Source organism: Methyloversatilis sp. XJ19-49, from assembly GCF_024580145.1.
GTDB lineage: Bacteria > Pseudomonadota > Gammaproteobacteria > Burkholderiales > Rhodocyclaceae > Methyloversatilis.
On sequence record NZ_JANINI010000004.1, the window covers coordinates 185763 to 199556 of the forward strand.

At 66.8% G+C, this 13794-nt stretch carries 13 protein-coding genes; 10 read left to right on the plus strand and 3 right to left on the minus strand.

Features of this window, described 5'->3' with window-relative positions:
• The first annotated feature begins 300 nt into the window (after positions 1–300).
• Genes NMQ16_RS06980 through NMQ16_RS06990 form a run of 3 tightly spaced genes read left to right on the plus strand, consistent with a single transcriptional unit; the run spans position 301 to position 3879 of the window.
• Positions 301–1341, plus strand: a complete 1041-nt coding sequence (locus NMQ16_RS06980; RefSeq protein WP_257079816.1) for an aliphatic amidase — start codon at positions 301–303, stop codon at positions 1339–1341.
• Between the two features lie 20 nt (positions 1342–1361).
• A complete protein-coding gene (locus NMQ16_RS06985) occupies positions 1362–2192 on the plus strand; it encodes a CbbQ/NirQ/NorQ/GpvN family protein (protein WP_306441727.1) in 831 nt (276 codons plus the stop codon).
• Positions 2176–3879 (plus strand): nitric oxide reductase activation protein NorD, encoded by a 1704-nt coding sequence (locus NMQ16_RS06990; protein ID WP_257079817.1) that lies wholly within the window; start codon positions 2176–2178, stop codon positions 3877–3879. The genes NMQ16_RS06985 and NMQ16_RS06990 overlap by 17 nt, the downstream gene beginning before the upstream one ends.
• A 12-nt stretch (positions 3880–3891) precedes the next feature.
• Here NMQ16_RS06990 and NMQ16_RS06995 read toward each other — a convergent pair whose 3' ends face one another.
• Complete coding sequence (locus NMQ16_RS06995) at positions 3892–4818, minus strand: LysR family transcriptional regulator (RefSeq protein ID WP_257079818.1); 927 nt, start codon at positions 4816–4818, stop codon at positions 3892–3894.
• A gap of 134 nt (positions 4819–4952) precedes the next feature.
• Between NMQ16_RS06995 and NMQ16_RS07000 the strand changes: the two genes are divergently transcribed.
• The 7 genes from NMQ16_RS07000 (at position 4953) to NMQ16_RS07030 (ending at position 12390) form a co-directional block, all read left to right on the plus strand.
• Complete coding sequence (locus NMQ16_RS07000) at positions 4953–5411, plus strand: (2Fe-2S)-binding protein (RefSeq protein ID WP_257079819.1); 459 nt, start codon at positions 4953–4955, stop codon at positions 5409–5411.
• Between the two features lie 11 nt (positions 5412–5422).
• On the plus strand, positions 5423–7639 hold the full coding sequence (locus NMQ16_RS07005) for a xanthine dehydrogenase family protein molybdopterin-binding subunit (protein WP_257079820.1): 2217 nt from the start codon (positions 5423–5425) through the stop codon (positions 7637–7639).
• Between the two features lie 246 nt (positions 7640–7885).
• On the plus strand, positions 7886–8914 hold the full coding sequence (locus NMQ16_RS07010; RefSeq protein WP_257079821.1) for an XdhC family protein: 1029 nt from the start codon (positions 7886–7888) through the stop codon (positions 8912–8914).
• A 130-nt stretch (positions 8915–9044) separates the two neighbouring features.
• Positions 9045–9617 carry an NTP transferase domain-containing protein gene (locus NMQ16_RS07015; RefSeq protein ID WP_257079822.1) on the plus strand — a complete coding sequence of 191 codons (573 nt, stop codon included), beginning with the start codon at positions 9045–9047 and terminating at the stop codon, positions 9615–9617.
• Positions 9618–9855: 238 nt separating this feature from the next.
• A complete protein-coding gene (locus NMQ16_RS07020) occupies positions 9856–10920 on the plus strand; it encodes an HD-GYP domain-containing protein (protein ID WP_257079823.1) in 1065 nt (354 codons plus the stop codon).
• Between the two features lie 52 nt (positions 10921–10972).
• Entirely contained in the window at positions 10973–11143 is a 171-nt protein-coding gene (locus NMQ16_RS07025) for a hypothetical protein (RefSeq protein ID WP_257079824.1), read from the plus strand.
• Between the two features lie 119 nt (positions 11144–11262).
• Positions 11263–12390 carry an HD-GYP domain-containing protein gene (locus NMQ16_RS07030; protein ID WP_257079825.1) on the plus strand — a complete coding sequence of 376 codons (1128 nt, stop codon included), beginning with the start codon at positions 11263–11265 and terminating at the stop codon, positions 12388–12390.
• A gap of 13 nt (positions 12391–12403) precedes the next feature.
• On the opposite strand, the gene NMQ16_RS07035 is transcribed toward NMQ16_RS07030, so the two are convergent.
• Together NMQ16_RS07035 and NMQ16_RS07040 are read right to left on the minus strand one after the other, a co-directional pair.
• Positions 12404–12814 (minus strand): hypothetical protein, encoded by a 411-nt coding sequence (locus NMQ16_RS07035; RefSeq protein ID WP_257079826.1) that lies wholly within the window; start codon positions 12812–12814, stop codon positions 12404–12406.
• Between the two features lie 44 nt (positions 12815–12858).
• Positions 12859–13686, minus strand: a complete 828-nt coding sequence (locus NMQ16_RS07040; RefSeq protein ID WP_257079827.1) for a serine protease — start codon at positions 13684–13686, stop codon at positions 12859–12861.
• Positions 13687–13794: the final 108 nt, after the last annotated feature.

Consider the following 13794-nt stretch of genomic DNA (forward strand, 5'->3'; position numbering starts at 1 on the left):
GTGCTGACTCCCGGTTGATCGGCACTCCGCATCGGGCCGGAAACGGTGACCTGTCCGTTCCGGCGCCGCGTCGTTCTGTTGTGCGCGGATGCACCAGTTTCTTGTATCGAGCTGTCGAACGGGGCTGACCGCCCAAGGGGAAGTTTGCGGGCGCAGGCGCGCACGCGCAAGGCTTGTGGCACACGACCGACCGATCGCGATGCACGATGACGCACTGCCCGATACGTCAATCGACGTATTGGCGCGCGAACCACCGTTCGCACAATGGACAGTTGATTCCATTCTGCCAGCGAGGATTTCATGCACCACGGAGACATTTCGAGCAGCAAGGACACAGTCGGCGTCGCGGTCGTCAATTACAAGATGCCGCGCCTGCATACCAAGGCGGAAGTACTGGATAACGCACGCAAGATCGGCGAAATGCTGATCGGCATGAAGGCCGGCCTGCCGGGTCTCGATCTGGTCATCTTCCCGGAGTACAGCACGCACGGGATCATGTACGACTCGAAGGAAATGTATGACACGGCGACCACCGTGCCCGGCGACGAGACGGCGATCTTTGCCGAGGCCTGCCGCAAGGCCAAGGTGTGGGGCGTGTTTTCGCTGACCGGCGAGCAGCACGAGGAACACCCGAACAAGGCGCCGTACAACACGCTCATCCTGATGAACGATCAGGGCGAGGTGGTGCAGAAGTACCGCAAGATCATGCCCTGGGTGCCGATCGAGGGCTGGTACCCGGGCGACTGCACGTATGTGTCCGAAGGCCCCAAGGGTCTGAAGGTCAGCCTGATCATCTGCGACGACGGCAACTACCCGGAAATCTGGCGCGACTGCGCGATGAAGGGCGCCGAACTGATCGTGCGCTGCCAGGGCTACATGTATCCGGCCAAGGAACAGCAGATCATGATTTCGAAGGCCATGGCGTTCGCAAACAACGTCTATGTCGCGGTATCGAACGCGGCCGGCTTCGATGGCGTTTACTCCTACTTCGGCCACTCGGCCATCATCGGATTCGATGGCCGCACGCTGGGCGAATGCGGCGAAGAAGAGATGGGGCTGCAGTACGCCGCGCTGTCCAAGAGCCTGATCCGCGACTTCCGCAAGAACGGCCAGTCCGAGAATCACCTGTTCAAGCTGCTGCACCGCGGCTACACCGGCCTGATCAATTCGCGCGAAGGTGACAAGGGCGTGGCGGCCTGCCCGTACGACTTCTACTCGAAGTGGATCAACGATCCGGAAGGCACGCGCAAGGCGGTCGAAGCCTTCACGCGCGACACCGTCGGCACGGAGGAATGTCCGATCGAAGGGCTGCCCAATCCGGCCACCGTCGGCCACAAGTGATCGCGCCCGCGACCGCCGACCTGCGGCAGGCGGTCGGTGCGGCGGGCGCAGACCCGCTGGCAGACTGGCGGGTCGCCGACGAGCCGTACTACACGGCTGCCGGCGACGAAGTCGAGGCCTTCGAGGCGGCGCATGCGCGGCACCTGCCGGTCATGCTCAAGGGCCCGACCGGCTGCGGCAAGACACGCTTCGTCGAGTACATGGCGTGGAAGCTCGGTCTGCCGCTGATCACGGTCGCCTGCCACGAAGATCTGACCGCCGGCGACCTGATCGGACGTTTCCTGCTCGATGCCTCGGGTACGCGCTGGCAGGACGGCCCGCTGACGCGCGCGGTACGCTTCGGCGCGATCTGCTATCTCGACGAAGTCGTCGAGGCGCGCGCCGACACCACCGTGCTGATCCATCCGCTGACCGACGCGCGCCGCCAGCTGCCGCTGGCCGCCACCGGCGAACTGCTGCACGCGCATCCGGATTTCCGGCTGGTCGTGTCGTACAACCCGGGCTACCACGGGTTGCACAAGACGCTCAAGCCGTCGACCCGGCAGCGCTTCACCGCGCTCGAATTCGGCTATCCGGACGCCGATCACGAATGCGCCATCGTCATGCACGAGAGCGGTGTCGAAGCCGGCACCGCGCGCCAGCTGGTGGTGCTCGCCGAGCGCACGCGCCGGCTGGCCGGTGACGGCCTGGACGAAGGTGCCAGCACCCGCATGCTGATCCACGCCGGCGCGCTGATCACGCAGGGCCTGTCGGCGCGCTCTGCCTGCCGGCAGGCGGTTGCCGGCCCGCTGACCGACGACCGCGAAGTCGCGGCGGCGCTGATCGCGGCCATCGATGCCTGCTTTGCCTGACCCCGCCGGCGCGCGCGCGCTGTCGCTCTATCTGCGTGCGCTGTGGGATGTGGCGCCCCGGCTGACCACGCTGCCAGCCGCCAACGATGCGGCGCGCCCGATACTGGGTATCGAAGGGAGCCGGCCGGTGCTGCATCTGCCAGCGCAGGGCGACGCGGCGCTGCAGCGCGCCCGCGCTGCGCACGCGGCCGCCCACCTGAGTTTCGGGGGGGCGCCGTTCGAGCGCGCCCGGCTGAAGCCGGTGCAGCGCGCCCTGCTCGAAATCCTGGAGGACGCGCGCGTCGAATGGCTGGCCATGCAGGCGCTGCCCGGTCTGCGCCGGCTGTGGGCGCCGCACCACGTTGCCGACGCAAGCTGGGGCAATTGTGCCGAAGCACTACTGGCGCGTCTGTCGCGCTGCCTCTTCGATCCGGCACACGAGGATGGCCACGCCTGGATGGCGAAGGTGCGCGGCCTGTTCTTCACGCCGCACGGTGCGTTGGCGCTCGAAACACCGATGCAGCTGCGCGAGGCTGCGTCACGGCTCGGCAACGACGTCGGCCAGATGCGGCTGCGCCTGAACCCGGGTGGCTGGCAGGTCGAACCTGTCGCTTACCGCGATGACAATCACCATCTGTGGATGCACGACGAAAGACTGCCGCCGTCAGCGACGCCCCTGGAGCAGGAACTGCCCGATGCGAACGGTGCGTCGGGCGATGACGACGCCGACATGAGCTTCGAACGTCCGCCGCCGCAGGGCACGCCGGACAGCGATGCCGGCGACGCGGCGGCGAGCGTGCTGCAGATCGAATCGTCGCTGCGTACCGTGACCTATCCGGAGTGGGATCGCCTGATCGGCCGCGCCCGGCCGGACTGGTGCACCGTGATCGAGGCGCGTGCACCCCGGTCGGACGCCGCAGCCGTGCGCGCCGGACTGGAGCGACACCTCGCCCGCACGGTGCGCCTGCTGCAGGCGGCGGCCGTGTCGGATCGCCGGCCGACACAGGGGCGCAGCAAGGACGGCGATCTTCTGCATACCGGCGCGCTGATCGATGCCGGCATCGCGCTTCGCGCGGGGCATGACCCGGAGCGACGTTTGTACCGCGACAGCGCGGCCCGCGTAGAGGGGATCGACGTGCTTCTGTTGATCGATACGTCGGCTTCAACCGCGCTGGCGCTGCCGTCAGGCCGCACGGTGCTGGAGGCGCTGCGCGAGGTGGCGTTGCTCGCCGCCGCGGCACTCGAGGCCACCGGACATCGCTGCACTCTTCAGGCCTTTGCATCGGACACGCGCCATCGCGTGCGCGTGCAGCGCGTGAAGGATCACGAAGAAAGGACTTGCGACGAGGCGGTGCTGGCGCGCGCCGGCGGTCTGGCCAGCGCCGGCTCGACCCGCATGGGCGCTGCACTGCGCCACGCCACGGCACAGCTGCCGGCGCGGTCGCGCAGCCTCATCCTGCTGCTGACCGACGGCGAACCGCACGACGTCGACATCCATGATCCGCGCTACCTGAGCGAAGACCTTGCGCATGCGCTGGCCGACGCGCGCCGCGCCGGCATTTCGGTCGCCTGCCTGCACAGCGCGCCCGACGGCGCTTCGTCGGCGTTGCGCCGCGTGTTCCCGCCGGGCCGTTACGTCGCGCTGCGCGCCCCCGAACATCTGCCACAACTGCTCATCCGCCAGATCCAGACCGCCACCGCCCCCTGAAGCTTGAATCTTTCATCTTGAATCTGATTCATTGGCTGCCTGGAAGTGGTCGATGAATACGCGCAGCCGCGCCGGCATCTGCGCGCGGCTCGGGAAATACAGATGGAAGGCGGACAGCGGCATTTCGAACGGTTCGAGCACGCGCACCAGGCGGCCACCGGCCAGATCGGCGGCGACCAGCGATTCGAGTGATTGCGCCAGCCCGAAGCCGCGGCAGGCGAGATCTATTTCGGCCTCGGCGTCATTGACGATGAAGCGGCCGCCAACTTCGACTTCGAGCGTACGGTCGTCGCGCTGGAACACCCAGCGCGCGGTGCGTCCGCTCGACAGATAGCGGTAGCGCACGCACTCGTGTGCGGCGAGGTCTTCCGGCGCGCGCGGTGCCGGGCGCCGGGCGAGGTAATCCGGTGCGGCGACGGTGATCATGCGCTGCGCCGCGCCGATGCGTACCGCCACCATGTCGGCTTCGATGCTTTCGCCCAACCGCATGCCGGCATCGAAGCGCGCGGCAACGATGTCGGCCAGCCCGTCGTCGAGCGCGAACTCGAGGCCGACCTCAGGGTGGCTCACCGCGAAGCTGGCCAGATGCGGCGCGATCAGAAGACCGTAAGCGACGCGCGGCATGTTGATGCGCACGGTGCCCGTGGCCTCGCCGCGGGATTGCGCCAGCAGTTCCAGCGCACTGCCCAGTTCATCCAGTCCCACGCGCACGCCGTCGTAGAAGCGTTCACCCTCCTCGGTCAGCGCGACGCGGCGCGTGGTGCGGGTGAGAAGGCGCACGCCCAGCCGTTGTTCGAGCCCGCGCACCGACTGCGACAGCGCCGACGCCGATACGCCCAGTTCGGCCGCTGCACGCGAAAAGCTGGCATGCCGTGCGACGCATTCGAAGGCCGTCAGCGCGGGCAGGATGGCAGCGTCGATCTTTAAGTCTGGCTTCATAGGTCTTGCAAGATTAACCAGTCGACCTAATAAAACAAAGCGGATACCGTGCAGTCCATTGCATACCGCTGCGTCATTCGCGTGCGTCTTCGGCGCAGCGTTGTCGCTGCTGCTGCCTATCCCGGAGGATTCCCATGGCAAAGATCAACCTCAATGGCTGCGACGTCGCGGTCGACCTGCCCGACGATACCCCGCTGCTGTGGGCGCTGCGCGACGGCCTCGACATGACCGGCACCAAGTATGGCTGCGGCATCGCCATGTGCGGCGCCTGTACGGTGCATGTCGATGGACAGCCCACGCGCTCCTGTGTCACGCCGCTGTCGGCCGTAGCCGGCAAGAAGATCACCACCATCGAGGCGGTCGGCGAAGCGAAGGTCGGTGCCGCTGTGCAGGCCGCCTGGCAGAAGCTGGACGTGGTGCAGTGCGGCTACTGCCAGTCCGGCCAGATCATGTCGGCCACCGCGCTGCTGGCGACCAATCCGAAGCCGAGCGACGCCGACATCGACGCCGCGATGAGCGGCAACGTGTGCCGCTGCGCCACCTATGTCCGCATCCGTGCGGCCATCCACGAAGCCGCCAAGACACTGGCTTGAGGAGCGCACTCATGAACTTCAGGATAGAGAATGCATTCCAGACGACCCGTCGCGGTTTTCTGAAGGGCGGCGCCGGTCTGGCGCTGGCCATCGTCACGCCGGTCATGGCTGACACCCCCGCAGCAGGTCCCGGTCTGGCCGGCAGCACCATGGTCGACGGCGAGTTCTCGCCCAGTGCCTTCATCCGTATCGGCACCGACGGCATGGTGACCATCGTGTCCAAGCACCTCGAAATGGGTCAGGGCGTCTACACCGGGCTGGCCACGCTGGTGGCCGAAGAGCTGGACGCCGACTGGTCGCAGGTGAAGGTCGAAGGCGCGCCGGCCGATGCCAAGCGCTACAACAACCTGTTCTGGGGTCCGGCACAGGGCACCGGCGGCAGCACCGCGATCGCCAATTCGTTCGAACAGATGCGCCGCGCCGGCGCCACCGCGCGCGCCATGCTGGTGGCCGCCGCCGCCGAGCAGTGGAAAGTGCCGGCCAGCCAGATCAGCGTGAAGGCGGGCATCGTGTCGCATACGGCCAGCGGCAGGAAGGCCGGCTTCGGCGAACTGGCGGAAGCCGCCGGCAGGCAGGCCGTGCCGGCCGAGGTGAAGCTCAAGGACCCGAAGGACTTCACGCTGATCGGTCGCTCGGCACCGCGCGTCGACAGCGTGTCCAAGACCACCGGTCGCGCCATGTTTACGCAGGACGTCAAGCTGCCCGGCATGCTGACCGCCGTGGTCGCCCACCCGCCGCGCTTCGGCGGCAAGGTCGCTTCGGTCGACGACAAGGCGGCGCGTGCCATCGCGGGCGTGACCGACGTGGTCACGATTCCGAATGGCGTGGCCGTGCTGGCGAAGGATTTCTGGACCGCGAAGAAGGGCCGCGACGCGCTGAAGATCGAGTGGGACGAATCCGCCGCCTACCGCGGCAGCAGCGACGCCATCGTCGCCCGCTACCGCGAACTGGCGCAGACGCCGGGTCTGGCCGCGCGCAAGGACGGTGACGCCGAAGCGGCGCTGGGGGCCGCCGGCAAGGTGATCGAGGCGGAATTCGCCTTCCCCTTCCTGGCCCATGCGTCGATGGAGCCGCTGAACTGCGTCATGAAACTCGACGCCTCCGGCTGCGAGGTGTGGAACGGCGAGCAGCTGCACACCGGCGACCAGTTTGCGCTGGCGAAGATGTTCGGCCTGAAGCTCGAGCAGGTGAAGATCAACATGGTGTATGCCGGCGGCAGCTTCGGCCGGCGCGCCAATCCGCAGTCCGACTACCTGCTCGAAACTGCGCAGATCGTGCAGGCCATCAAGGGCCGGGCGCCGGTCAAGCTGGTGTGGACGCGCGAGGATGACACGCGCGGCGGTTACTACCGGCCGATCTATCTGCACCGCGTGCGCGCCGCGCTCGATGCGAAGGGCATGCCGGTCGCCTGGCAGCAGCGCATCGTCGGCCAGTCGATCGCCGCCGGTTCGCCGTTCGAAGGCATGCTGGTCAAGGAAGGCATCGACATGCTGTCGGTCGAGGGCGCGTCCACGCTGCCGTATGCCGTTCCCAATCTGAATGTCGACCTGCACACCACCAATGGCGAAGTGAAGGTGCCGGTGCAGTGGTGGCGTTCGGTCGGATCGACCCACACCGGTTTCGCGACCGAAGTGTTCATCGACGAACTGGCCGGCGCCGCCGGCAAGGACCCGGTCGCCTACCGCATGGCGCTGCTCGAAAAGCATCCGCGCCATGCCGGCGTGCTCAGGCTGGCGGCCGAGAAGGCGGGCTGGGACAAGCCGCTGGCGCCATCGAAGGACGGCGCGAAGCGCGGCCGCGGCGTGGCGGTGCATGAATCGTTCGCCAGCTTCGTCGCCCAGGTGGTCGAGGTGACGGTGCAGAAGGACGGTACGTTCAAGGTCGATCGCGTCGTGTGCGCGGTCGATTGCGGCATCGCGGTCAATCCGGACGTGATCGCGGCCCAGATGGAAGGCGGCATCGGCTACGCGCTGGCGGCCGCGCTGACCGGCTCGATCACGCTGAAGGACGGCGTGGTCGAACAGTCGAACTTCAACGACTACCCGGTGCTGCGCATCAATGAAATGCCGAAGGTCGAAGTGCACATCGTGAAGTCGGCCGCCAAGCCCACCGGCGTCGGCGAGCCGGGTGTGCCGCCACTGGCACCGGCGCTGGTGAATGCGCTGCACGCCGCCACCGGCAAACGCATCCGCACGCTGCCGATCGGCGAGCAATTGCAGACGGCATAGTCCGGCATGTTGGGCATCGCTGCGCTCACCCCAACCTACGGGCTGGACAGTGCGAAATGCAAAGTAGGTTGGGGTGAGCGCAGCGATGCCCAACACCGCGACCGACGGGAAGACGCAGGACATGTAGGTTGGGGTGAGCGCAGCGATGCCCAACGCAGCGACCGACGGGAAGACGCAGGATATGCAGGTAGGGGTGAGCGCAGCGATGCCCAACATCACCCCCGACAGGAAAGGTCCGGATAAGCCATGGACAGTCTCGATCTCGAAGTTCTGACCCGCGCGCGCGACTGGCTGCGTGCCGGTCACCGCGCCATGCTGGCCACCGTGGTGCGCACCTGGGGTTCGTCGCCGCGCCCGCCCGGCGCACTGCTGGCACTGCGCGACGACGGCCGCGCCGTGGGTTCGGTGTCCGGCGGCTGCATCGAGGACGACCTCATCTTCCGGCTGCGGCATGACGGTCTGCCGATCGCGGCGCACGTCGTGAGCTACGGCGTCAGCGCCGACGAGGCGCGCCGCTTCGGTCTGCCGTGTGGTGGCACGCTGCATCTGGTGCTCGAACCGCTGACCGACGCCGCCGCGCTCGACGAACTGCTGACCCGACTGGGCCGCGGCGAACTGCTGACCCGTCGGCTCGATCTGGCCAGCGGTCGCGCCACGCTCGGCGCCGGTCATGCCGACCAGGCGCTGCATTTCGACGGCCAGACGCTGATCAGCGTGTTTGGCCCGCGCTACCGGCTGCTGCTGATCGGCGCCGGTCAGCTGTCGGCCAGTCTGGCGCGCATCGCGCAGTCGCTCGATTTCGCGGTCACCGTGTGCGATCCGCGTGAGGAATACAGCGACGAGTGGGCCGTGCCCGGCAGCACGCTGTCGCGCGACATGCCGGACGATCTGGTGATCGCGATGCAGCCCGATGCCCGCATGGCGGTCATCGCGCTGACGCACGACCCGAAGCTGGATGACCTGGCGCTGATGGAAGCGCTGAAGACGCCCGCCTTCTATGTCGCCGCCCTTGGCTCGCGTCGCAACAACGATGCGCGGCGCGAGCGGCTGAAGGAATTCGACGTCAGCGACGCGCAGCTCGATCGTCTGCGCGGTCCGGCCGGTCTGTACATCGGCAGCCGCACGCCGGCCGAAATCGCGGTGTCGATCGCCGCCGAACTGGTGGCGATGAAGAACGGCGCCGCCGCCGACACGCTTCTGAATGTACGCGACGCCAAGGTCGCCCTCGACATCGCCGCCGACACGCTTACGTCGTGCGCGGCAGGTCGAGAATGAGTTCCGCTCCGATGGGTGCGCGCAGGCCCGGCATCCGGCTGTCCGTCGCGACGCTCTCCCCTCCGCTGCGCGCCTGGCTGGCTGACGCGCCGTGGTCCGGGCGTACCCGTCGGACGCGGAACATCCGCTGATGCAGGGCATCCTGCTCGCCGCCGGCTACGGCCGGCGCTTCGACCCGACCGGGAAGAACAGCAAGCTGCTGGCGCGCCTGCCCGACGGCCGGATCGTTGCTGCGCAGACGGCGCGTGCGCTGTGCGAGGCGCTGCCCGGCAGCATTGCGGTGATACGGCCGGGTCAGACCGAGCTGGCGGTGCAGTTGCGCGAGGCCGGCTGTCACATTCTCGAAAGCATTGAAGCCGAAGGCGGTATGGGCAGCGCGCTGGCGCATGCGGTGCGCGACACGCGAGGCGCCGATGGCTGGCTCGTCGCGCTGGCCGACATGCCGTGGGTGCCCGCAGCCGCCATCCGCGCCGTGGCTGCCGCCATCGACACCCCGGACCGCATCGCCGCTGCGGCATTCGAAGGCCAACGCGGCCACCCGGTCGCCTTCGGTGCGCATTGGGCGCCGGAACTGGCCGCCCTGAGCGGCGACCGCGGCGCCCGCGACCTGCTGCGCGGCACCGGCCTGCGGCTGATCGACACCGGCACTCCCGACGTGTTGCGCGACATCGACCTGCCTTCGGATCTGCCACCGCCTGCCTGAACGCGCGCCCGGACGACGTGCGCGCCGTGCGGTACGATCGTCACCCTGATGATGAGCAAGCGTTGAATGCGTGCCGGGCCATGACTTCAGCCCGTGAAATCCGCTCAAGAAGACGAAGCGCTGGACGTTATCAAGCAGTCTGGGTTGAAGCACGACCTCACGAAAAGATCATCCCATGAATGAGCAGCACGTCTTCGAAGGGACTGATAACGCTTGCGGCACGTCTCTGTCCGAACAGATGAAGTGGTTGCACGAGCACGCGCTGCTGCGACATCCCGAAGTGCACCGGATCGCCATCGCGCTGTACGACGCGCGCCACGAACTGCTCAAGACCTATGTCAACAGCAGCGACGTGCAGCATCCGATGTCGCTCTACCAGAAACCCCTTGCAGCCTCGTCATCGCTGACCGAACTCGCCACCCTCCGCAGCACGCGGGTGATCAGTGACCTGGCCAGCCTGCCCGAGCCGCACGCCGAACACACACGCTGGTTGCTCGAGCACGGGTATCGCAGCAGTTTCACGGTACCGCTGTTCCAGTCCGGCGTGCTGTTCGGCTTTGTCTTTTTCGATTCGCGCGCGCCGGGCGCCTTCGACGGCGCGCTTTCGCTGGATCTCCAGATCTACGTTCAACTGTGCCGGATGTCCGTGCTCAACGTGATCAACCTGTCGCATGCCGTTGAAGGCATTGTGAAGGTCGCGCGCGGACTGGCACATCTGCGCGACATCGAAACCGGTCGCCATCTCGACCGAATGTCCAGCTACAGCCGTCTGATCGCACGCGGCGTGTCGGGTCATTTCGGCTTCGGCGACGAGTTCATCGAACATGTCTATCTGTTCGCGCCACTGCACGACATCGGCAAGGTGGGCATCGCCGACAGCATTCTGCTCAAGCCGGGCAAGCTCACGGACGAGGAACGCGAAATCATGAAGGGGCATGTCGATCTTGGTGTGCAACTGGTCGACGAAGTGATGCAGGACGCCGGCCTGGGCTCGACCGAATATGTTTCGGTGATGCGCAATGTAGTGCGTTGCCACCACGAATTCATGGATGGCAGCGGCTACCCGCGTGGACTGTCCGGTGATGCCGTGCCCGTGGAAGGACGCATCGTCATGATCGCCGACATCTTCGACGCATTGACGACGGAACGACCCTACAAGAAGCCCTGGAGCAACGAGGACGCGCTGGCTGAACTGCATCGCATGTGTGATGCCGGCAAGCTCGATCCTCGATGCGTGGCCGCACTGGAGGACAGTGGCGACGAAGTGCGGGCGATCCAGCAGAAATTCGGTCTGAACGCCTGATCTGCGCACGCGCAAGTCGCACGCGTAAGTCGCTCGCTAACGGTCTGTCCTGATGCGATCTCGTGTCGAGCCAGTCGGCTACCGCCGGCGCTTCGACCCGGCCGCGCAGCTGCGTGACGCCGGCTGTCGCATTCTCGAAATCAGTGAAGCCGAATGCGGCATGGGCAGCGCACTGGCGCATGCGGCGCGCGGCATCGACCTTCCCGTCCAGCTTCTCCGCTGACAGCGCACGCGCGTGATGCTCGTGTGACGATGCCCTTGAGGTATTCCGACCGTCGTTGCCGGCACGCCCGGGCCTGCAAAGGTTCATAATTGGGGTACTCGTTTCGTCAGGTATGCGCGATGCCGAACGTCGATTCGTCCGAAGCCCCTGCCGGTGATCCCGGTACATCGCTGACCGAGCAGATGCGCTGGCTGCATGCCCGGGTGCGTCATCATCATCCGCAGGTGCACCGCATCGCCATCGCCTTGTACGACAGCCGGCACGACACGCTGAAGACCTATGTCGACAGCAGCGACGTGGCCGACCGACTGGCCCTGTACGAGCGCCCGCTGGCCGATGTCCCTTCGCTGTTCGAGCTGGCGCACAACCATTCAGCGCGCGTGATTGACGACATGGCGAAGTTGCAGCCGCCGCACGGCGAACACACCTTGTGGCTGCTGTCGCATGGCTATCGCAGCAGCTATACGGTGCCGCTCTACCAGTCGGCGAAGCTGCTCGGTTTCCTGTTCTTCGATTCGCGCAGACGGGGCCTCTTCGACAGCCGCTTGCTGCATGAGCTGCAGATCTACGTGCAGTGGTGCCGGCTGTCGGTGCTCAACATGTTCAACCTGTCGCTGGCGGTCGCAGGGCTCGCCACGAACGCGGGCGAAAGGGCGCACCTGCGCGACATTGAAACCGGTCGTCACCTCGACCGCATGTCGAGCTACAGCCGCCTCATTGCGAAAGCCGTCGCGCCGCAATTCGGGCGCAACGACGAATTCATCGAACACGTGTATCTGTTTTCCCCTCTGCATGACGTCGGCAAGGTGGGTGTCGCCGACAACCTGCTGCTGAAGCCCGGGCGGTTGACCGACGAACAGCGCCTCGCCATGCAGGAACATGTCGCTCTGGGTGAGCGGCTCATCGAAGAAATGATGCTGGAGGGTGGCATTGTCTCAACGCCGTATTTCCAGGTGCTGAAGAACATCGTTCGCTGCCACCACGAGTTCCTGGACGGCAGCGGCTACCCGCAACACGTGGCGGGAGATGCCGTGCCGCTGGAAGCGCGCATCGTTGCGACCGCCGACATATTCGACGCGCTGACGTCAATACGCCCTTACCGCACGCCGTGCAGCAACGACGAAGCCCTGCTCGAACTGAAGCGCATGGCCGACGCCGGACAGCTCGATCCGCACTGTGTGTCGGCACTCGCCCGCTCGCGTGGCGGCGTGGCGGGCATCCAGCAGAAATTCGGCCTGACCGCCTGACGGGGCGCAGACCCTACTGCGAGCCCATCTCGATCCAGCCTTCGCAGGCCGGGCGATCCACGCTGCGCACCTGCATCCAGCGCTTGAGCGCGCCCCCCCGCTCGCGCGGCCAGCGGGTTTCGCGGTAGTCGAGCACCGTGAACACTTCCTTGTCGCCCTGGCGGCCGCGCAGCGCCCGGAGCTGTTCGCGGTTGTAGGCGCAGACCGATGACTGCATCTGCTGGATCGACCGGGTGAGGCTGTGACGTTGCTGCACCGTTTCGCTGCCGGTTTCCGGCTGCGGAAACAGCGGCAGCCTCATCGTGATCACGCCGTCGATGCCCTCGAACGGCAGCGTCACGGTGTCACCGATGGCGGGGGGTGCAGCCTGGGCGGCTGTCATGCAGGCGAGTGCGGCGAGGGCAAGCAGGTGTTTCGGGGTCATCGGTCGTCGGGTCGGCTGGGTACGGCGCCGATGGTACCCAACATTCAGCCACCGCCCTGTGCCCGCGCAAGTTCGAGCATGTCGCGCGCCTCGACCGAGTCCGGCTGCGCCATCAACCAGCCGCGGCAGTGTCGCGCCAGCTCGTCCCAGCGCCCCTCATGCTCGAACTGCACCGCCTGAAGGAAAGGCGCGCGCGTGGCATCCGCTTCGGCCCAGAACGGCGTCTGATCGGGAAGGCGGGGCTTGATGCCGGCCGCCAGTACCTCGGGTACCCAGTCGGCCGGGATGGCAAAGAACATGCTCTTGTCCGGACTGAGCTTGTAGAAGGTCAGGATGCCGATCAGTCGCCCTTCGTGGTCGAACAGCCCGCCGCCTGACGCGCCGGCGGCAAAGGCGGCGCTGCCGCGCAGCACGCGGCTGCCATCCATCGCATACAGCTGCTTCACCTCCCCCACGTCGTAGGCGAATCGCCCGGCGGTGAAGCCGAGGCTGAACACCACGTCGCGCTTGCTGACCTGGCTGGACGGAATCAGCGGCGCGGCGCGCGTGCCGATCTGGTCGGATTTGAGGATGCACAGGTCGCGCCGGTAATCGGCCGCGACCAGATCGACGGTGAGCGCCTCGCCGGTCTGCACCACGACGCCATGCGTCGCCTCGCCCAGTACATGGCAGCTGGTGGCGAGCAGGCCCGGACCGACCATGACCGCCGAACCGCTCGAGGTGCCGCGCGCGCTTTTCGCGTACAGCTGGAACACCGTGCGGGCCGCGCCCGGTACGCGCTCGTACAGGGCGTCGTTCGACACCGCCGAGTCATCGGCCGGGGCCCATGCACACAGCGCGCTGAGACAGACTGCTGCCGACAATCGCTTCATGGAGCCCCCGGGAGTGTCTGGATCGGATCACAAGCGCTTGGTGTCGCCAATCGGTCAACGGTTCCGTTGCCGCCCTCGCTGCGAACAGTCGTTTACCATCAGCCGATG